Annotated in this window: 10 protein-coding genes; all 10 read left to right on the top strand. The window is 37.6% G+C overall.

All coding sequences use genetic code 11. From position 1 onward, the window contains the following. Positions 1-21: 21 nt before the first annotated feature. Positions 22-3,522, top strand: a complete 3,501-nt coding sequence (locus ACT29I_RS07090; RefSeq protein ID WP_444793062.1) for a DUF5107 domain-containing protein — start codon at positions 22-24, stop codon at positions 3,520-3,522. Positions 3,523-3,549: 27 nt separating this feature from the next. Beyond that, entirely contained in the window at positions 3,550-6,324 is a 2,775-nt protein-coding gene (locus ACT29I_RS07085; RefSeq protein ID WP_444793061.1) for a sugar-binding domain-containing protein, read from the top strand. Beyond that, positions 6,314-8,233, top strand: a complete 1,920-nt coding sequence (locus ACT29I_RS07080) for a sulfatase family protein (protein ID WP_444793060.1) — start codon at positions 6,314-6,316, stop codon at positions 8,231-8,233. Before ACT29I_RS07085 ends, ACT29I_RS07080 begins: the two co-directional genes overlap by 11 nt. A 15-nt stretch (positions 8,234-8,248) precedes the next feature. After that, on the top strand, positions 8,249-9,016 hold the full coding sequence (locus ACT29I_RS07075; protein WP_430934883.1) for an SGNH/GDSL hydrolase family protein: 768 nt from the start codon (positions 8,249-8,251) through the stop codon (positions 9,014-9,016). A 23-nt stretch (positions 9,017-9,039) separates the two neighbouring features. Further along, a complete protein-coding gene (locus ACT29I_RS07070; protein WP_444793059.1) occupies positions 9,040-10,548 on the top strand; it encodes a sulfatase family protein in 1,509 nt (502 codons plus the stop codon). A gap of 123 nt (positions 10,549-10,671) precedes the next feature. After that, positions 10,672-12,162 (top strand): sulfatase, encoded by a 1,491-nt coding sequence (locus ACT29I_RS07065; RefSeq protein WP_444793058.1) that lies wholly within the window; start codon positions 10,672-10,674, stop codon positions 12,160-12,162. Positions 12,163-12,172: 10 nt separating this feature from the next. After that, entirely contained in the window at positions 12,173-15,685 is a 3,513-nt protein-coding gene (locus ACT29I_RS07060) for a discoidin domain-containing protein (protein WP_444793057.1), read from the top strand. Positions 15,686-15,730: 45 nt separating this feature from the next. Further along, positions 15,731-17,338, top strand: a complete 1,608-nt coding sequence (locus tag ACT29I_RS07055; protein WP_444793099.1) for a discoidin domain-containing protein — start codon at positions 15,731-15,733, stop codon at positions 17,336-17,338. A gap of 44 nt (positions 17,339-17,382) precedes the next feature. Then, the gene (locus ACT29I_RS07050) at positions 17,383-20,244 is read left to right on the top strand and encodes a sugar-binding domain-containing protein (RefSeq protein WP_444793056.1); all 2,862 of its coding nucleotides are present in this window, start codon (positions 17,383-17,385) and stop codon (positions 20,242-20,244) included. Between the two features lie 51 nt (positions 20,245-20,295). Further along, positions 20,296-22,536 (top strand): S9 family peptidase, encoded by a 2,241-nt coding sequence (locus ACT29I_RS07045; RefSeq protein WP_430934888.1) that lies wholly within the window; start codon positions 20,296-20,298, stop codon positions 22,534-22,536. The last annotated feature ends 56 nt before the right edge of the window (positions 22,537-22,592 follow it).

The following is a 22,592-nucleotide window of genomic DNA, read 5'->3' as shown; positions in this document are numbered from 1 at the left end:
AACATGAAAACACAAATAAACATGAAAACACGGATTTATGAAAGTGTTAGAAATTTCGCATTAGTTGTCTTTTCAATAACGATGTTGAGTAGTTTTTCGAAACGGGATAATATGGAGATGACGGAAGAAATGCACTCGGGGAGTTTGAGTAATTCGATCGTACAGACTGACTCAATAGCCGACAACAGCAAAGGTGAAAATAGCGTAAATGCCCGTAAACAGAAGATTATACTACCAACATACGGTTTGGGGAAACCAGAGATTAACCCGGTATTTTTTGAAAAACGAGTTTACCAGGGCTCGTCAGGTAAGGTTTATCCAGTTCCTTTTATCGATAAGGTTTATGACGAAAAAACGGATGAAACCTACGAATCGGTAGTCCTTGAAAACGAATTTGTGCGCTTGGTAATGTTACCCGAAATAGGTGGGAGAATTTTTGAGGCACAAGATAAAACCAATGATAATTACAATTTTTTCTATCAACAAAAGGTAATTAAACCGGCCTTAGTTGGTTTGGCAGGCCCTTGGATTAGTGGCGGTGTAGAATTTAACTGGCCACAACATCACCGTCCCGGCACGTATCTGCCGAGCGATGTTTACATTGAAGAGGAAGCGGATGGGGCAAAAACATTATGGATGTCGGAATACGATCCAATGTACCGTTTAAAAGGTATGCACGGCATCCGGATTCGTCCGGGAAGCTCTCTTGTTGAGCTACGCGGAAGACTTTTTAATCGTACGCCTTTAACACAAACATTTTTGTGGTGGGCCAATGTAGCGGTTGAAGTACATAAAGATTACCGTAGCTTCTTTCCACCTGATGTACATTATGTGGCCGACCACGCTGTTCGTGCACAAAGTAGTTTTCCAAATGCCGAAAACGATTATTATGGAATACCGTATCATGAGAGACCTGGCAAAAACGATTTGCGTAATTATGATAATATTCCTGTACCTACCAGTTACATGGTTTGCGATACAAAATACGACTTTTTTGGAGGTTATGATTTCAAAGCTGATGGTGGATTTATTCATGTGGCCAACCGCCATATTGCTCCGGGAAAAAAGCAATGGACTTGGGGTAATCATGACTTTGGAAGGGCCTGGGATCGTGAATTGACTGATGAAGGCGGACCGTACTTTGAACTTATGGCAGGTGTGTATACGGATAATCAACCCGATTTTACCTATTTGCTCCCGTACGAAACAAAAACATTCTCTCAATATTGGTGGTCATTTAAAAAACTTGGTCCCGTACAAAATGCCAACAAAGACTTGGCCATTCGTCTTGAAATTCAAGAGAACAATAAGTTGGATTTAGGGGTAGCAAGTAGTCGCAAACTAGAGAACCTAAAATTCATTTTGAAGATTGGTGATAATGAGAGAACTTTTGAAAACAAAACAGTAACTCCGAATGAGCCATGGCAAGATAATACCATTAAGATTAAAGATGGACAGAAAAATACTGTTTCATTAATCGTTCAGGATGAGAATGGTAAAGAGTTATTAGCTTACCATCATCGTGAAATCAATAAAGAACGTAACAGAAAATTGGCGTTTGAACCAGAAGAGCCTAAAAAAGTTGAAAGTGCTAACGATCTTGAATTGATAGGAGAACATCTTGAGTTGTATCGTCACCCCACGCGTTATCCGGAAACATATTGGAAAGAAGCGATTAAGCGCGATCCTAAAAGTTATAAGTCTTACATTGGACTGGGACGTTTAGCGCTTAAAAGTGGAAAATTTGCTGAGGCAGAAAAGAATCTTAAGGCAGCCATTGAAATAATGACTACTTATCATCCAAATCCTGCGTCAGGAGAGGCACACCATTTTTGTGGACTGGCTTGTGCGCTTCAAGGTAAATATGGCGAAGCTTATGGTTTATTCTATAAAGCTACCTGGAATTTCGAATGGCGTTCAGCATCATATTATCAGTTGGCAACAATTGATTGTATGAACAACGATTATGATACGGCATTGGAACATCTTGAAGAGTCGCTAAATACCAACAGACAAAATAATAAAGCAATAATTTTAAAAGCGGTTATTCAGAAAAGACAAGACAAAAAAGCGCTTGCTCAGGAAACCTTAAAAGCGCTTTTCAAAACTGACGCTCTTGATCAGTGGGCAAAATTTGAAGCAGCAAACCTGTCGGGTAATTACGATGATTTTATTCAATCGTCAAGAAATGATGCACAAACAATTATCGACATAGCATTTGATTATGCAGAAGCTGGTTTTTATAAGGAAGCGATTGATTTAATCGAACTTCATCATAAAAATGAAATCCCGAAATGTGTTGTACCAAACCCTATGGGTAAATCGGTAATGACACAGTTTGTACTGGCTTGGTTATATGATAAAGCAGGTGATGAATCAAATTGTACTAAAGTACTAAGTAAAGCGAAGGATGCTTCGTACGACTACTTTTTCCCATCAAGGCTTAATGAGCAATTGGTGTTGGAGTGGGCAATTGAGAAAGCAGAGCTTAAGTCACTTGCAGCATATGGTTTAGGTAACTATTACTTTAACCTAAAAAGACATGAGGATGCTATAAAATCATGGGAAATAGCTGTAGCAGCCAATAGCAAATACGGAACGTTATACCGTAGTCTGGGAATTGCATATTGGAATGCACGTGGTGAAGGTGAAAAGGCAAGAGAGGCTTATTTAAAGGCTATTGGGTTCTCGCCTGAGGATATGCGAATCCGTTATGAATACGACCAACTTAGAAAGAAATTAAACGATAGTCCAAAAGAGCGCTTAGCAAGTTTAGAACCTATGCTAGAGAAAATTAAAACACGTGATGATTTTTCTGTAGAGTTGGCAGCATTATACAACTTTAACGGTCAACATCGCAAAGCGCTGGATTTAATGGAGAACCGTAGCTTCCATCCATGGGAAGGTGGTGAAGGTCAGGTTTTAAAGCAATTTACTGAAGCTTGCCTTAAATTAGGACAGGAAGCATTGAAGAAAGGTGATGCTAAAACTGCCTTACAGTATTTTGAAAAATCGATGAACACACCAGATAACCTGGGAGAAAAATATCATCCACTTCAAGCTGTTGCACATATCAATTATTGGAAAGCGATGGCACTAAAAGCAATGGGTAAGAAGAAAAATGCAAATGCACTTTTCACAAAAAGTACCCTTGAAGAAGGTGATTTTATTAACATGGCTGTAAGTGCATATTCCGAGTTGTCATACTTCAAAGCACTTTCATTAATGGAGTTAGGAAAAAAGAAAGAGGCTGAAACCTTACTGAAAAACATTAAAGCATTTGCTGAGGCCAAATTAAAAGAAGAAGCGGAAATTGACTATTTCGCAACTTCATTGCCATTACTTCTGGTATTTGAAGATGATATTCAGAAGAGAAATACCATTGATGCAAAATATTTAATTGGACTTGCTGAGGTTGGACTTGGAAATACCAAAAATGCAAAGGATATACTTAAGGAAGTTTTGGTATTGAATTCGATGCATGTTGGGGCAAAAGAACTATTGGAACAGATTTCTCTTTAGGTCTGCCATAATTTAAAAAAATAAAATATGAAGTCAATATCGAGAATTATAGCATTACTCTTAGTCGTAATTATGGCAAGTTGTACATCTTCTTCGGTTGAAGAAATAAATCTTGAAGGAGAATGGACAGTTGTTTTAGATTCTGCAAATGTTGGCTTATCTGAGGAATGGGCGAAAAATAAACTGAATGGAACTCCCATTCAGTTGCCCGGCACCTTGGATGATGCCGGATTAGGAACAAAAAACACGCGTAAGCCTGAAATGAACAACGACATATTATGTGCGTTAACGCGAAAGCACCAGTATATAGGGGCGGCCTGGTATCAAAAAGAGATATTTATACCTGGTGAATGGAACGGAAAGCAATTAACATTAGAGTTAGAACGTGTTATTTGGGAATCTAAACTATTTGTTGATGGCGTATTGATAGGGAAAAATGAAAGTTTAATTGCGCCTCACAGGTACGACCTAAGTTCGGTTTTAACTCCAGGTAAACATACCTTGACTATCAGGATAGATAACTCAAACTTATATCCATTCATAAATGTTAAAGGTAACAAATATCCAGATCCGGTAAATCAGGACATGGCACATGCCTATACCAACCACACGCAAATTAAATGGAACGGCATAATTGGTGATATCAAACTAACTGCCAACAAAACAAATAAAGTAGAGAATCTTCAAGTATACTCAAATGTTTCCGAGGGAACAATTAAAGTAACATTTGAAGGAATTTCAAATACAGATTTGGAATTAAACTACCAAATATCTTCAACAGATGGTGAGGTGATTGCAAATGGATTCAGTAAAGGAGTAAATACCATAATAATACAGAAACCTCACAAAATGAAGCTTTGGGATGAGTTTACTCCCAATTTGTACAACTTTAATTTAATTGCTGGTACCGATACAACTTCTGTTCAGTTTGGTTATAGGGAAATTCAAAAGAACAATAAAGTACTAACGCTAAACAACCAACGTATTTTCCTTCGAGGAAATCTTGAATGTGCCATATTTCCATTAACCGGACATCCTCCGATGGAAAAAGCTGAATGGGCAAAGTTAATTGCTCAAGCAAAAGCTTATGGATTAAACCACTTGCGTTTTCATTCGTGGTGTCCTCCCAAAGCTGCTTTTGAAGCCGCTGATGAAGCCGGGTTTTATTGTCAGGTCGAATTACCTCATTGGAGTTTGATGTTTGGTAAAGATCAAAAAACTACTGATTTTCTAGTGAGTGAAGGCAATAGAATATTAAATGAATATGGGAATCATCCTTCCTTTGTGTTAATGGCTTTAGGGAATGAATTGGAGGGAGATGTGGATTTGTTGAATTCAACTGTAGCCAAGTTAAAGGCTAAAGACAACCGTCATTTATATATGACAACCTGTTACTCATTTCAACGTCCGTTAGGATTGGTAGCTCAACCACAAGATGACTTTTTTGTGACGCAAAAAACGGATAAAGGTTGGGTGCGTGGTCAGGGAATTTTCAATGCAAAGCCACCTCATTTCAACGAGGATTATAGTGCAACCAGTGAACATGTTCCCGTTCCTATTATTTCTCATGAGATTGGTCAATATTCGGTATATCCTGATATGACAGAGATTGAAAAGTATACTGGTGTTTTACAGCCATTAAACTTTATGGCAATAAGAAACGAACTGGAGAAAAAAGGACTAATGGATTTGTCTGATGAGTTTACTTATGCGTCAGGGAAACTTGCAGCTATGCTATACAAGGAAGAGATTGAAAGAGCCTTAAAAACGCCAGCTTTTGATGGTTTTCAGTTATTGCAGTTGCAGGATTTTCCCGGGCAAGGAACTGCATTAGTTGGTTTGTTAAATGCTTTCTGGGAATCGAAAGGCGCAATAAGTGCTGAAGAGTTCAGAGAGTTTAATTCAGAGGTTGTACCTCTTATCCGGTTTGAAAAGGCTGTTTATGAAAATGGCGAGAAGTTTAGTGCTTCATTAGAAATTGCCAACTTTTATAAAGAGATGAAAGGGCAGGATTTAGAATGGTCTCTTACGAATAAAGTTGGTGAAAAAGTAAAAGCCGGAGTTATTAAAGGTGTTGATTTGAAAATTGGTAATAATATCAATTTGGGCAATATAGAAATAGATGTGAATGTTGAAAAGGCTGCAGAATTAACCTTTAATCTCGCTTTAAAAGGTACCGAATATAAAAATAAATGGCATGTTTGGTTTTATCCAAAGAAAGTGAAAACATCCTCCGATAAAGTGATCATTACCAACTCTTATGAAAAAGCGAAAAAAGAGTTAAGTAAAGGTAAAACGGTACTGTTAAATCCTGATTATAAAAATATAAAAGGAGTTAATGGACGTTTTGTTCCAGTATTTTGGAGTCCAGTTCACTTTCCAAATCAACCGAGTACCATGGGTCTGCTAATGGATGAAAACCATAAGGCATTTAATGATTTCCCAACGAAAGGTTATACAGAATGGCAATGGTGGGATTTATGTATTCAATCTAAGTCTTTAATTGTAGATAGCTTGGATGTTACACCTATTGTGCGTGTTATTGATAATTTTGTTACCAATCATCATTTGACGAATGTTTTTGAAACGAAGGTTGGAAATGGAAAACTGATCTTTTCATCTATTGATTTAATGAATGAACTTGAAAAGCGACCAGTTGCCCGTCAACTAAGGTCAAGTCTTTTAAAATATATGGTAAGTCAGGACTTTAATCCATCTGGTTCGGTAAACATGGAAGATCTTGATTTTATGGATGAGAAAACTAAAAAGCAATTCAAGGCTTCTGATATTTATGATGAATAATAAATTTATGACACCTGGTACTCAAGGCATATTAAACTGTTTGTTGATCCTGTTGTTTCTAAGCTGTGGGGATGTTTTAGGGCAAAACAGACCCAATATCTTATGGGTGACTATTGAAGATACATCACCACAATTTATTGGATGCTACGGTAATAAAGATGCACGCACCCCTGAGATAGATAAACTGGCATTGAAAGGTGTGCGATTTGAGAACGCCTTTTCTACCGGAACGGTTTGTTCTTCAAGCAGGAGTACAATCATCACAGGTGTTCATACTTTTGAGATGGGAACCGGGCACCAGCGAAGTGCCTATCCTATCCCAGATTTCATTAAAGGATTTCCATATTTTCTTAAGCAACAAGGTTACTATGTAAGCAATAATAGTAAAACAGATTATAACATCGCGAATGCCGATGAGTTTACAAACGAGGCTTGGCACGAAAGCTCCAACAAGGCGGGTTGGTGGAAACGTCAACCTGGTCAGCCTTTTTTCTCAGTGTTTAATATTGCCGATTCTCATCAGTCCAGGACCATGACAAATTCGTATGAGTGGTATCAGAAAAATGTATTGGAGAGGCTTTCTCCAGAGCAAAGGATTGCTGAGGATGAATTCAAAATGCCTCCATTTTATAATGACACACCAGAAATGCGAAAGCATTTTGCACGGGTATATAATTCTATTAAACTAACCGATGTGCGAATAGGTGAAATATTACGTTGGCTTGAACAAGATAATTTAAGGGATAGTACCATTATCTTCTTTTATGCTGATCATGGCGAAGGAATACCCAGATGTAAGGCCAATGGCATTAATCTGGGATATCGGGTTCCATTTGTAGTCTGGTTTCCTGAGATGTACAAACATCTTTCCCCCTGGGGAACAGGAGGTGTAGTTACCGATGAACTGATTGATTTTAAAGATTTGGCACCTACATTAATTCATTTGACTGGAGGTATTGTTCCGGAATATATGAAGGGGCGTGTTTTTATTGGGGATAAAGTTGCTGATCCAGCAAAGTATATTGAATTGTCTACCGATAGGGTGGATAATGGAATAGACCTTGTGCGCAGCATAACAGATGGTAGGTTTATCTATTCTAGAAACTATATGCCTTTTATGCCACAGTTCCGCTATATCAATTATTTTGAAATTGGAGATATAAGCGTACAAATGAGGAAGGATTACGGGAAAGGGTATTTAAATGCGATGCAAAAATCGATTTTTTCGGAACGTCCTACCGAATATCTCTACGACATAGAGAATGATATATGGGAGACACGCAATCTGGTTGACGACCCGGAATACAGAAAGATACTGTTAGCAATGAGGAAACAGTTGGAAAAAAGGATATTGGGCTCACGCGATGTGCTCTTTCTGCCAGAATATGAAATGGCATCCATATCTAAGAACGAAACCCCTTATGAATACCGGATGGATAATAAACGGTTTTCAGTAAAGAAAATTTATAAAGCGGCTTCTTTATCTGGAAGTAGAGGGGATGAGGCGGCAAGGAGACAGCAGAAATTATTGAAAAATTCGAATAAAATAGTGCGCTACTGGGCTATTACAGGAATGCGCTCGCAGTCTGCAAAATGTATAAAAGCATATAAGGATGATATTCTTGGCCTGATTGACGATGAATATCCACCGGTTGCCGTAACGGCTGCAGCGGTAGCATCTCATAACTTTGACCATGCCGATGCAAAAATCAAATTAGCAGAATCCTGTAAAAGTAAAAACAAGGATATCGCATTAATGGCAGTAAATTTTCTATTGTATCAGGATAATAAAGATGACTTTATTGAGGTAGTTAAGTCGGTTTATAAGGTTCCCAATCAGGATAATAGTGTTAAATCTGCATGTAAGGATTTTCTGAGTATCGTGGGTTTAAAGACTTCAGAATATTAAATAAAAAAATAAGCAATGGTAAATAAAATAAGTAAAGATAAGGTGTTGGTGTTTCGTGGTTTGGGTATAAGGTTGGTGTTTGGTGTTATTCTTTTTTTAGGAAGTCATAAAGCTTTAGATGCCCAGGAAAATGACAAGCAACAAAAGGACAGTGATTATTTAGCCGAACTGAAAGAACAGCTTGTATTAGTATGGCCCAAAAACAGAACCATTAATATTGTTTTTCATGGTCATAGTGTACCTTCCGGTTATTACAGAACGCCAAAGGTGAACACGCTTTCTGCCTATCCACATTTATTTCTTGAATATTTAAAAGAGAACTATCCCAATGCAGTAATTAATTGCATTACTACTTCCATTGGAGGAGAGCAGTCAGAACAAGGAGCTAAACGATTTAAAAAAGATGTATTGCCCTTAAAGCCGGATTTGCTTTTTATTGATTATGCGTTAAACGATAGGGGCATTGGTTTGGAAAGAACAGAGAAAGCATGGCGGTTTATGATTAAGAAAGCTTTATCATCAAAAATAAAACTTGTACTGCTTACACCAACCCCTGATTTAAAGGAAGACATCCTTAACGATAATACAAAGCTTGCCGGATATAGTAATTTGATTAAGAGGTTGGGCGAAGAATATAAAATTCCCGTAGTAGATGTTTATGCTCAGTTTAAGAAAATGAAAAGGGAAGGTGTGGATTTGAAGTTATTTATGAGTCAGAATAACCACCCTAATAGTTTAGGGCATCAGGTTGTGTTCATAGAATTGGCAAAAGCACTTTTTTAAGAAATTTATAATTCAAATACAGCATGCGATATATTTTACTAATAGCAACCATATTTTTATTTGTGAAATGCACTAATCCTGTTAAATCAGCGGATTCAAATAAAAAGCAACCCAATATTATTCTGATAGTTACCGATGATCAGGGGTATGCTGATTTAAGTGCATATAAACATGTTTCGGCCAATTGTAAAACACCTAATATGGATCGAATAGCTCGAAACGGTGTTCTGTTTGATCAGTGTTATGTTTCCGGACCAGTTTGTAGCCCATCGCGTGCAGCTATTTATACAGGGAAATACCAGGAACGATGGGATGAAAAGATGAGCTGGGGTCCAGGACTACCTGTTAACGTTTTTACTATTGCTGAATTACTTAAGAAAAATGGTTATACAACCGGAAAGGTAGGGAAAAGTGATTTTGGAAGAAATTACCACAATCCGGAAGCAAGGGATTTTCCTAACAACCATGGTTATGAAAGCTTTATTGGATTTAGTGCCCATGCCCACGATTTCTTTTTGCTGGACGAAGACATTGAAAAAGCTACTCCCGATCCGTATGGAGAAAGTGCTTCGCTGGGTAGAATATTCAGGAACAAAGATAAAGTTGGATTTAAAGATACTTATAGTACTGACCTTTATACAGATGAGGCCTTACAATTTATTGATAAAAATAAGGATAAAACTTTTTTTCTGGATTTAGCTTATAATGCAGTACATGAATTAATTCATCAGGTACCCGAGAAATACCGTGAAAAATGGGATGCTCCCAAAATACCGAATTATGATCCCTCCATGGGAACATATAACGATTACTATTATAAATATACCAAAGTGGGAGAAATAACAGATGAAGGAAAAAGAAAACTTTATCTGGCCAACTTAAATTGTCTGGATGATAATATTGGTCGCCTGTTAGATCGTTTAAATGAACATAACTTACTTGATAATACTTTGATCATGTTGGTTTCGGATAATGGAGGAGAGCCACTAACTGGTGCGAATAACTTGCCGCTGAGCGGATCGAAATACACAATGCACGAAGGTGGAATTCGCGTGCCTTTTATTATGTCATGGCCAAAAGAGTTACCATCCGGGAAATTATATAAGCATCGGGTATCCACTATGGATATAGTACCAACCTGTCTGGAAGCTGCAGGAATAAAAGCAGATAAATCTATAACGTTTGATGGTGGTAGCTTGTTACAACCAGTTGTTAAGAACGAACCTACACTAATATCAAAGCAACCATTGTGCTTTAAGTTTGATAAGCAATGGGCTATTATTGATAATGGTTGGAAACTTGTTTTTGCAGAGGATTATTGTCCGAAATGGCGCCCCATTACTTCTCAGATTATGTTAGGTTCAAATAGTGGAAAGTTAGCATTGTATAATTTAAAGGAGGATATCGGAGAAAGAAATAATCTGATAGAAATTGAGTCTGAAAAAGCCAAAGAACTACAAGCTAAATTTGATCATTGGCTTGAGAAAATGAATGATGATCATGGTAATTATGTGTTTTGGCAAGCAGAGTAAATCGAAAATATTATTAACAAATAAGAATTTAAGAAGATGTATAGATTCAACAGCATACTATTTTGTGTCTTAAGTATTTTACTGTTTTCCTGTACTAAAAATGGACCTCAAACTAAACCCAATGTGCTTTTTATAGTTGCAGATGATCTGGGTTATCATGATTTGAGCTGCATGGGAAGTACTTATTATGAAACACCGAATATTGACCAGATAGCAGGTGAAGGTATGGTTTTTACTGACGGCTATGCAGCTTGTCAGGTATGTAGCCCCTCTCGAGCCAGTTTAATATCAGGAAAATTTCCGGCTCGGCATGGTATTACCGACTGGATTGGTGCCGCTACAGGTAAAACATGGAGTGATGCTGGTTATAACACAAAATTAATGCCTCCTGAATACAATCATCGTTTATCAAATGAATATATCACTTTGCCGGAAGCACTAAAAGAGGCTGGTTATAAAACGTTTTTTGCAGGAAAATGGCATGTTGGCGATAAAGGATCATGGCCTGAGGATCATGGCTTCGATATTAATATTGGAGGATGGGATGTTGGAAGTCCTAAAGGTGGCTTTTATGCACCATGGAAAAATCCTAACTTGCCTAGTGGTCCTGATGGAGAAAGTTTAACCATGCGACTTGCACAGGAAACTGCAGACTTTATTGAAGCACATAAAGACACATCATTTTTAGCCTATCTGTCTTTTTATGCAGTACATGCTCCCATTCAAACGACTCACGAGAAATGGTCAAAATACAGAGATAAAGCTGAAGAACAAGGTATTGCTGATTCAGGCTTTGAAATGGAAGCACGCTTACCTATTCGAAATGTACAAGATAATCCTATATATGCTGGTTTAATTGAAACAATGGACGATGCTGTGGGACTTGTGTTAAACACATTAAAAGAGCTTGGATTAGATGAAAATACCATTGTGATTTTCACAGCCGACAATGGTGGGGTTGCTTCGGGTGACAATTTTTCAACCTCGAATCTACCACTTCGTGGAGGTAAAGGCTACCAGTACGAAGGTGGAATTCGTGAACCTTATTTTATTAAAGTTCCGGGATTAACTGATGGAGGATTGACCTGCCATAGTCCGGTTTCTGCCGTCGATTTATATCCTACAATTTTGGATTTGGCGAAAGTTAATTTACGCCCCGAGGAGCATTCGGATGGAGTAAGTTTATTGCCTCTTTTAAAAGGAGAAACAATTCCTGATAGGCCTTTGATATGGCATTATCCACACTATGGGAATCAAGGGGGAGATCCCGTTTCTATAATTCGTTTGGGTCACTGGAAATTGATACATTATTACGAAACAGGATTAGAAGAATTATATAACTTAAAGACAGACCTAGGTGAACAAAATGATCTGGCGGTACAACATCCATTTCAGGTGAAAGAACTTCATGAACAGCTTTTTAACTACTTACATTCTGTAAATGCAAAGTTTCCTGAAAAGGATCCAAATTATAATGAGAATAAAGCCAAAGAGAGCAAAAAATATAGAGAGGAGACCTTATTACCTAACCTGGAAAAACAAAGGTTGAATTTTCTCTCAAAGGATTTTAATCCTGACAATGATTGGTGGGGTAGTGCAGTTACAAATGATTAATCGCTTTAATATGAAAAAGAATGTAGTAATATTTTTGTTAGTGACTGTTGGTGTTATTGTTGGATTGATTTTTCATAAATCAAGACCAATTCAAAAATTAGGCTATACAGAGCAAGCAGAACTTAAAACAGATAAAGAACATGAAGAACGTCCTAAACTTACTCTTTCAGCCGAAGAAAAAGCCGTAAACAAAAGACGTCAGGAAAGATCATTAAAAGCGGAGAATGCCTTAAAGAGTGTTTCCAACACATCATCTTATGCGGATGGGCAAATCACTGGGACGTGGGAGCAGTTTAGGTTTTTAACATACGATGGGAGTCCATATGGATTTAGAACAGTAGGGTCTGTATACGACCAAGCCAATGATGTTATTTATGCTATAAGCTATGCCGGACATATTTGGAAAATTAACAGAGAGTCCGGAGATGATTCGAAAACCGATTGGGAAGTGATGAATCACACAGGAAACTTCAGTACCTCTTATATTGACGGTTTAAATAAAGCAGATCAATCTTTCAGGATGATTCGCAGCGCTGCCAGCAGGATGCAATATAGCGACAATGAAGGAAAGGAATGGATTAATGCAAGCGGCGTGCAGTTTACTGCTAACACATACGAAGGAGCCATTGTAAAAACAGAAAACGGCAATAAAGTATTTGTACTGGTTAAAACAAGTTCAAATAACCAACAGGTTTATGTATCCAGTGATGATGGAACAACATACTTGCCACTCTCAACAAAATTTAACCCCAGCAGCTATTATGTAAAAATGTTTAGAGTCCATAATTCTGAATCAGTGTTTCTAGCCGTGTATAATTATGCCGATTCCAAAGTCAGCATTTATGAGCATGCTGTAGATGCTCACGATTTTACATTAGTAAATACATCATCAAATACCTTTGTTAGTTTGGATAGGATTTTTGGGACTTATTATAATGGGAACTACCATTTTTACGTTGCAACAAAATATTCAAATATTTACTATTCAACAGATAAAGGAGCAAGCTGGACACATAAGCAGATAGATATAAGCAATGAAAGTGGAGATACAAATGCCAGAGATGTACACCCAAATAAACCCAATGTAATAGTAAGAGGATACTTAGATGCTAATGTATCAATAAATTATGGTACATCTTTTAGTAATTTCGGTCACCGCTTAGGTTGGGATGTACACCATATGAAATTTTATAAGAGAAAAGATAATAGTTGTTTTTTCTTTTTAGGTAAAGATTTCGGATGTTATATATCCGATACGCCTGAGCTTTGGTCAAGTTATGTATCGTTGAACTATGGAGCGCCAGCCCAAATGTGTTACGATGCAGATCATGGACAAAATTATTACAGTTCGTTCACCAGCACCCAGGATAGAGGAACTGTTGGCTTTTTGACTTCTTCAAATGAGGCAGTCACAGAGGATGTGCGAACAACTGACGGATTAAGAGTGACATTAGCAAATAATGATGCTTCTGTTTGGACTTGGATGTATTTTGGAACGATTTACCATAAATCAAATTTTTTGGCAGAAAACTCGGGTCTTATCTCAATTAATTACCCGACAGGTAATTGGTGGGCTGCACCAATGATTCCTTCTCCTAACAAAAATGAGGATGCTGTATATTTAGCTTATGGAAATAATTTATCTAAATTAACATTTAACCCTGAGCAGCAATCGATTATTCAAACAAAGCATTATTTCGATTTTGAAAAAGAAACGGGTAGTGAAATTACCGGCTTTGGATACTCACCCATTAACACAAAGCGATGGTATGTTTCTGTTAAAAATGGCGTTTTCCTGTATTCCTTGGATGGCGGACAAACATTTGAGAAAACTACTTATTTGGGTTCAGTGCCTAAAGCAAATGACCAATCATATAATTACCATAGAAATCAGCATATTATAAGGGCCTCGAATATGAATGAAGAAGTAGTTTATTATGCCGGTGTTGGAAAAGTTTTTTTGATTAGTCAAGATGGCGGTAAAACCTTTACCAACCATAATAATGGTTTGGATGTATATAGGATACGAGATTTTGATTTATCCGCTGATGAGAAATTTATTTATGCGGCATGTGGTTCTGGAGGTATATGGGTTTACTCTGTAGATGATGATAGGTGGTATGAGATGAATGACGCATCAATTCCTTACGTAGAGTATACTGATGTTGAGTTTATAACAAAACAAAATGCAGTTAAGTTTGCAACTTATGGGAGTGGTATATTAACCTTTAAAATCGATGAGAATTTCCAGAATATTATATACCCTGATAATTTAGTTGCCGAAGTAGGAAGTGAAGGCACAATTAGCCTTCAGTGGGAAGATAATTCGGATAATGAAGAAGGTTTTATTATTGAACGAGCAAGAAATGGTGTTTTTCAGCAAGTAGCCAGTGTAAGCGCCAACACCGTTTCGTATATCGAACCTGATGTTCTTGAAGAAGGAAGTTATCAATATAGAGTAAAAGCGTTTCATTCAAATGATGAATCTTATTATTCTAACTATGTTGTTATTAAGGCTATATCGGAAGGCACTGTTTCTAAAAAAACTTGGACGTTAGTAAGCGTTGATAGTGAAGATTATGTAAATCCACAATTAGCAACTTATGCTTTTGATGATAATCCCGGAACATTCTGGTTTACGCAATGGTCTGGCGGACAACCTCCTTATCCTCATGAAATTGTTATCGATATGAATGAAACGCATAGCTTTATCGGTTTTAGCTATATGCCACGACAGGATGGAAAAACAAATGGAAGCATTAAAGATTATGAGTTTTATATTTCTAATGATAATGCAACGTGGACTAAGGCTGGTAGCGGAACCTGGGAAGGTTCTTCAGATTTAAAAGAGGTGTATTTTTCGGGAAGTAAAAATGCCAGGTATATTAAACTAGTTGGTTTATCGGGTGTTAATGGAACTAACTTTGCGAGTTGTGCAGAATTGTCAATCCTTACTAAAAGATTAGAACCAACGTTACCGAATGCTCCTCAGTTTGTTCAAGGTGGAAGGTTATCTGATACGCAAATAGAGCTGGTATGGATGGATTTGTCTAAGGATGAAAAAGGGTTTGTCGTTGAACAATTTGTAGACAATGCATTCACACCTATTTATACTTCAGGTAAGGATGCGACTACTTATAATCTCCAAAATACAAATAAGGATGAAACTTATTGGTTTAGGGTTTATGCTTTTAACGATATAGGAAACTCAGCGTATTCAGATACCATAACAATTGGCTCAAAAGAATTTTCTAATGTGGGCATCTATGATTTGATTGATGAAGAGGATATAAAGATTTATCCAAATCCATTTATAAATGAATTACATATTAGTTATGAAATAAGCAATTTATTTTCTGAGTGGGAACTATTAGATATGTCTGGAAGGATGATTAAAAAAGGCGATGTCTCAGAATATCAGAATCAAGTTAGCATTAGGGTTCAAGATATAATACCAGGCGTTTATATTGTAAGGTTATCAGGAGAGAAGGGAAGTATATCTAAAACTGTAATTAAAAAATAAATAGATGAAACTTGCACAAGCTGTATCGCTTTGACAGAACAGCTTGTGTTCGTAGTCTATTATATTTTGTCTAATAATCTCTTATTTATTAAGTATATGAAATTTTCTTTTTCAACTATATTATTGTTGCTATTGGTAGGCAATGTTTATTCTCAGTTTATCGATGCTGAAACACCTGAAAATGCAAAACCAGCAAACGATATAATTAGTAAGGAATGGAAACTGGATTTCAGTGATGAATTTAATGGAACAGAAGTAAATACGGTTAAATGGAATATTGATAACAGCACCAAATCGAGAAATGCACGACCTAATATTGGAATTTATGATTGGAGATGGAAACCTGAGAATGTTTCTGTTCTGAACGGCAATTTGATTTTAAAGGTTCATAAAACCGGAAACAATGCCATGACCAACGGATCAATACAAAGTCATAATAAGTATTCAACCCAATATGGCTATTTCGAAGCACGAATAAAGGTGGGTGATGCTGCAAAAGGCACGCATACAGCCTTTTGGTTGCAAGGTCCAAATATGGGTAATGTAGATGGAACCGCCAATGATGGGGCTGAGATTGATATCTTTGAAACAGCCTGGACAGAGGACTATACAAAGTCCGTTGTTCATATTGATGGATATGGAGCAGATCATAAAGCGAATACCAAAAAATATGATACACCAGGCATACATTCGGGATTTCATACCTGGGGATTTCATTGGACTGAACAATTTATGGATATCTATTATGATGGTGTTTTTAAAGTAAGATATTCAGATCCTAAATGGGTAGTGAAAAGTCCCGAGTTTCTTTGGCTTTCCAATGGGGCAAGTTTTGGGTTAAGTGGCGATCAGTATTTTATTGATTTACCGCTTGGTTATTTGACCGAAACACAGGTGGACTATATTCGTGTTTGGAAATCATTGAGTGAAACAGAAATAGATCCTACATTGCTTAAGCAAGATACATGGAGCTTGCTTAGTGCAGATAGTCAGGATGAAGAAAATCCCCATCTGGCTGTTGATGCTTTTGATAACAACCCTTATACTTTTTGGTTTACACAATGGTCAGGTAGTCAGCCTGCACATCCCCATGAGGTACAAATAGATTTAGGTGAAACAGCAGATATAAGCGGTTTTAAGTATCTACCACGCCAGGATGGAAAAACCAATGGAAATGTGATAGACTATGAATTCTATGGAACTAATGATCTTAATAATTGGGGTGAGGCTTTATCAATGGGTAAATTTAATGGTGATAACACCTTGAAAACTATTGATTTGGGTCAGACGGTGAATTGTAAGTACATTAAATTTGTTGCGTTGTCTGATGTCAACAGTACTCCTTATACCAATGTTGCCGAGCTGTATATAAAAGGTCAATATCGTAACGTAGGCATAAGGGATAATCTAGTGTACGTAGATATTAAGGTTTTTCCAAATCCATTTCAGAATCAGATAAATGTAGAATGGAATAATAGGGCAGATTTTAATCACTACCGTATTTATTCGATTGATGGAACCCTAATAAACAAGGACATAATAACTGAAAATCAGAAGTTAAGAATCACTACGCGTAATATGCAACCAGGCGGATATTTAATAGAATTGCTTGGGCATAAAACAAAAGCTGTTAAAAGAATCGTTAAAATATAGGATACCAGAAATTATTGATAGGTCCTTAGAAATATTATATAACTATGAATAAGTTTTTAAATATCATTAGTTTATGCTTTTTTGTGTGTTGTGTGTCATTATTGTATAGTTGCTCAACCCAAGAGGTAGATAAAATTAATTTATCCGGACAATGGAAATTCCAAATTGATAGTTTGGATCAAGGAATTAGAGAAAGATGGTATGCCAGGGAATTTTCTGATTCAATTATACTTCCAGGCTCAATGCCAGAACAACAAAAAGGCTTACCTGTAGGCTACCATACCAAATTTACCGGTAATACATGGAAAGAATATCCAGCGGGTAAGTCCTGGTTTGACGATGAAAATTATAAGCCATATTTAAGCGATGATAAGTTTAGATACCCATTTTGGTTAATTTCCGATTATCATTATGTTGGCAGAGCCTGGTATCAAAAAGAGATTACCTTACCTGAAGGTTGGAAGGACAAAAGTATTGAGTTGTATTTAGAACGTCCTCATTGGGAGACCCAGCTTTGGGTGAATAATGCCTATGTAGGTTTAAAGAATGCCTTGGGTGTTCCTCATACCTACGATTTAAGTAAGTTCCTGAAAGTGGGTTCAAATATCATTACCATTTGCATAGATAACCGTGTAAATGATATTAATGTAGGAATAGATGCGCATAGCATTAGCGACAATACACAAAGTAACTGGAATGGGATTGTTGGCGATATTCAATTAATAAGAAAGGATGTCATAGCTATTTCTAATGTGAGAATTTTCCCGGATATAGCGAAAAATTCAGCACGTTTAGAAATTGAGCTTAAGAATAGCAGCCAGCAGAAGCAATCAGGTCAATTAAAAATAGCTGCATCTGTCTTCAATAGTGAAAAGGTACAAGATGTAAAAAGTATAGAAGTCGCTTTTGATAGTGGGACTGATTCTTCCTCTGTTATAGTCAACTTACCATTGGGTGATGAGGTTCTTCTATGGGACGAATTTCATCCTAATTTGTATGAACTACGTGTGGAGCTGCAGTCGGGTGATAACAGCGACTTATGGACCGGGAACTTTGGTATGCGTGAGTTCCGCGCACAAGATAGAGGCTTTTCGATTAACGGTCGTCCGGTATTTCTTAGGGGAACATTGGAGTGTGCCATTTTTCCAAAAACAGGTTACCCTTCGACTGATGTTGAAGCTTGGGAACGAATTATAAATGTTTGTAAGGCGCACGGTTTAAATCACATCCGTTTTCATTCATGGTGTCCACCCAAAGCCGCTTTCCGGGCAGCTGATAAATTGGGTTTTTATTACCAGGTTGAAGCTTCTTCCTGGGCAACGAATCTGGGGGCTGGCAACGGTGTAGATCAATGGTTATACGAAGAGAGTGAGCGTATGGTAGCAGCGTATGGTAATCATCCTTCGTTTTGCCTCATGCCCTATGGAAACGAACCTCATGGCAAAAATCATAAAGCCTATTTAACTGAATTTGTGAAGTATTGGAAGGCTAGAGATTCACGTCGGGTTTATACTACGGGTGCAGGATGGCCAATTATTCCCGAGAATGATTTTCATAATGTGCATAGAGGAACACGCATACAGGGATGGAATCAAAATCTGAACAGTATTATAAATAAAGAAGCGCCTCGAAGCGATTACGATTGGGAGAAAACTGTAGCTGAGTTAACTGCTCCTATGGTAAGTCATGAGATTGGGCAATGGTGTGTTTATCCCAACTTTAAAGAGATTCCTAAATACGATGGCGTGCTTAAAGCTACAAACTTCGAAATCTTCCAGAAAAGCCTTGAGGCACATGGTATGCTGCATCTGGCCGACGATTTTGTAAAGGCATCAGGTAAATTACAAGCACTTTGTTATAAAGCGGATATTGAAGCGGCATTGCGTACCAAAGGCTTTGGCGGATTTCAACTACTCGACTTACATGATTTTCCTGGGCAGGGAACGGCTTTGGTTGGAGTGCTCGACCCATTTTGGGATGAGAAAGGATATATTTCTCCCGAAGAATTCCGTCAGTTTAGTAACGAAACAGTGCCCCTTGCACGATTCACAAAAATGATTTTTACCAGTGACGAGAAAATAGAAGCGGATATTGAGGTCGCTCATTACGGTGAACATGAAATGACTTCGGAAGTTCCTACATGGAAAGTAGTGGATGAGAAAGGTCAGCTTGTTCGTAAGGGAGCGTTTAATAAACAGGATTTGCATTGGGGGCATAACCAGAAATTGGGTTCAATAAGTGAAACTTTTGAAGTAGAATCGGCTTCAAAATTCCAATTGCAAGTTGACGTAGCTGGTTTTGTTAATTCATGGGATTTTTGGGTGTATCCAGATAAATTACCCGAAGTTGGGAATGATATTCTGGTGGTTTCAACCCTGAATAAAACGGCATTGGAAACTCTGGAAGAAGGAGGCAAAGTGCTTTTGACGGTTAAAAAAGGCAGTATAAAAGAAGGCAAGGGCGGGGAAGTGGCTGTTGGCTTTTCAAGTATGTTTTGGAATACTGCATGGACCAACGGACAGAAACCACATACGCTGGGTATTTTATGTAATCCCGACCATCCAGCACTTTCTGAATTCCCCAGCGAATACCACAGCAACTGGCAATGGTGGGATGCCATGAGCCATTCAAATGCCATTTCGCTTGAAGATTTTGCTAATAAACCAGATCCGATAGTTCGTATTATAGACGATTGGGTAACCAACCGAAATCTGGCATTAATATTTGAGGCAAAGGTTGGCATTGGAAAGCTAATTATGACTGGTGTTGATTTGCAATCGGATTTGGAAACCCGTCCTGAAGCTCGTCAGCTATTGTTCAGCTTAAAAAAATATATGAGCGGTGATAACTTTAAACCGCAGACGGAGGTTCAGGCAGATGAAATTATTAGTTTGACTCCTTTTTAATTTGAAGGGAAAAGAAAGTACCATCTTATTTTGAAATTAATTATGCTTGTTATGCAATTAAGATTATTTTTCATAGTGCTCTTATTAGGTGCATCGGTTTATTCATCAGCACAGTATTCGGGTAAAATATACTCAGAGGCGGATTCTCTTGTTAACCAGATGTCGAAACTGATTTATAACCAGGTGAAGAGTGTTCATCCGATTAACAATTCCTCGAACATGTGGTATAAAACCCATACGGCAGAAGGGAATCAATATTGGTTTGTAGATGCAGAAAGCGAGAAAAAGCAGGAAGTGTTTGATCAGAACGAATTGCTCAAACAATTATCGGATATTCAGGAAAAAGAGCAAGATTGGAAGAAACTGACTTTAACCGATGAGAAGGTTTCAGCAAATGCGGATACTTTTCTATTCAAAAGCCAGGGATATAATTGGCTTTATCTAACCAGTAAAAATCAATTAATTCAAAAAGACAGAGTAAAAACACCAGCAACTAAAAAGCATTGGGCAATAGCCAGAGATGAACTGGGTCAGGAGCCAATTCTTTCACCAGATAAAAAATATACAGCTTACATTCATGAGAATAATTTGTTTGTAAAAGATAGTACAGGGAAAGCTACACAGTTAACCTTTGATGGTTCGCCAGGTGAGTTTTATAGTTCATATTTAAGATGGTCGCCCAACTCAAAATGCATCGCTTTAAATAAATTCCGACCGTCGGAAAAACGATTTATTAAGTTTGTGGAGTCTTCTCCAAAAGGGCAGTTACAACCCAAATTAAAGCAGGTGGAGTATTTTAAACCCGGCGATGCTTTACCCATTAAACAACCCTGTTTATTTAGTATTGAGTCGATGAGCCGGATTCCTGTAGACATTAGTAGTTACATGAATCAATATGGCGTGTCAGACCCAGACTGGCGAAAAGATAGCAGGGCGTTTACTGTTGAGTACAACCAACGTGGCCATCAAAAATATACGGTTCTTGAAGTGAATGCGAATACGGGTAATCTATCCGTACTTGCAGAAGAAAACCCTGAAACATTTTTTTTCTATACTGGAAAAAGATATCGGTATGATATAAATGACGGGGCAGAGATGATTTGGATGTCGGAGCGTGATGGCTGGAACCATTTGTATTTGTACGATAATTCCGGCAAAGTGAAAAATAAAATTACGCAAGGTAATTGGGTGGTGCGCAAAGTAGTTCATGTTGATGAAGAAAAACGTGAAATTATTTTTTGTGCCAGCGGGAAAAATAAGAATGAAGACCCGTATCATTTACATTACTATCGAATTGGATTTGATGGGAAAGGTTTAAAAGCATTAACAACAGAAAACGCCAATCATGAAGTTACTTTCTCCCACGATTTTAAATACTTTGTTGACTATTATTCACGAGCCGATTTACCCGGAAAAACAGTACTGTGTAATGCTCAGAATGGGAAAGTCATTAGGACTTTAGAAGAAACGGATATTGTTACGTTAAAAGAAACCGATTGGAATATGCCAGAGGTCTTTTCTGCCAAAGGGAGAGATGGTGAAACCGATATTTGGGGACTGATCTACCGCCCCTCTAATTTCGACCCCGCAAAAAAATATCCGGTGATAGAATATATTTATGCCGGACCGCATAATTCATTTGTTCCAAAATCATTTCTCGGAATTAATCGCCGCTTTGCAGGCTTGGCTGAACTAGGTTTTATCCTGGTTCAAATTGATGGAATGGGTACATCGAACCGTTCTAAAGCTTTTCATGATGTGTGTTGGAAAAACTTAAAAGATGCCGGTTTCCCCGACAGGATCAAATGGATGCAGGCGGCAGCTGAAAAATACCCGTATATGGACATTGAGCATGTGGGGATTTTTGGAGGCTCGGCAGGTGGACAAAGTTCAACCGGTGCCGTTTTGTTTCACCCGGAGTTTTACGATGTTGCGGTTTCATCTTGCGGCTGTCATGATAACCGAATGGATAAAATATGGTGGAACGAACAATGGATGGGCTACCCCATTGAAAAACAGTACGAAGAATGTTCAAACGTGGTTAACGCACATAAATTACAGGGAAATTTAATGCTGATTCTGGGTGAGGTGGACGATAACGTCGACCCAGCATCTACCATGCAAGTGGCAGACGCATTAATAAAAGCAAACAAGAATTTTGAGCTAGTTGTTTTGCCGGGAGTAAACCACACCTTAGGAGGAAATTACGGAGAACGTAAACGTCGCGATTTCTTTATAAAACATTTAAAAGGAGAGAAGACTCCTGCTTGGAACACTGAATCAAACAAATAGCATACTGAACTAATTAAAAATATAAATGGAATGAAAACCATAAAGACTTTTCTTTC

It is taken from the genome of Saccharicrinis sp. GN24d3 (genome assembly GCF_052400645.1).
Lineage (GTDB): Bacteria > Bacteroidota > Bacteroidia > Bacteroidales > Marinilabiliaceae > Saccharicrinis.
Note: the sequence above shows the minus strand (reverse complement) of the source record. Positions and strands in the feature narration are given on the sequence as shown.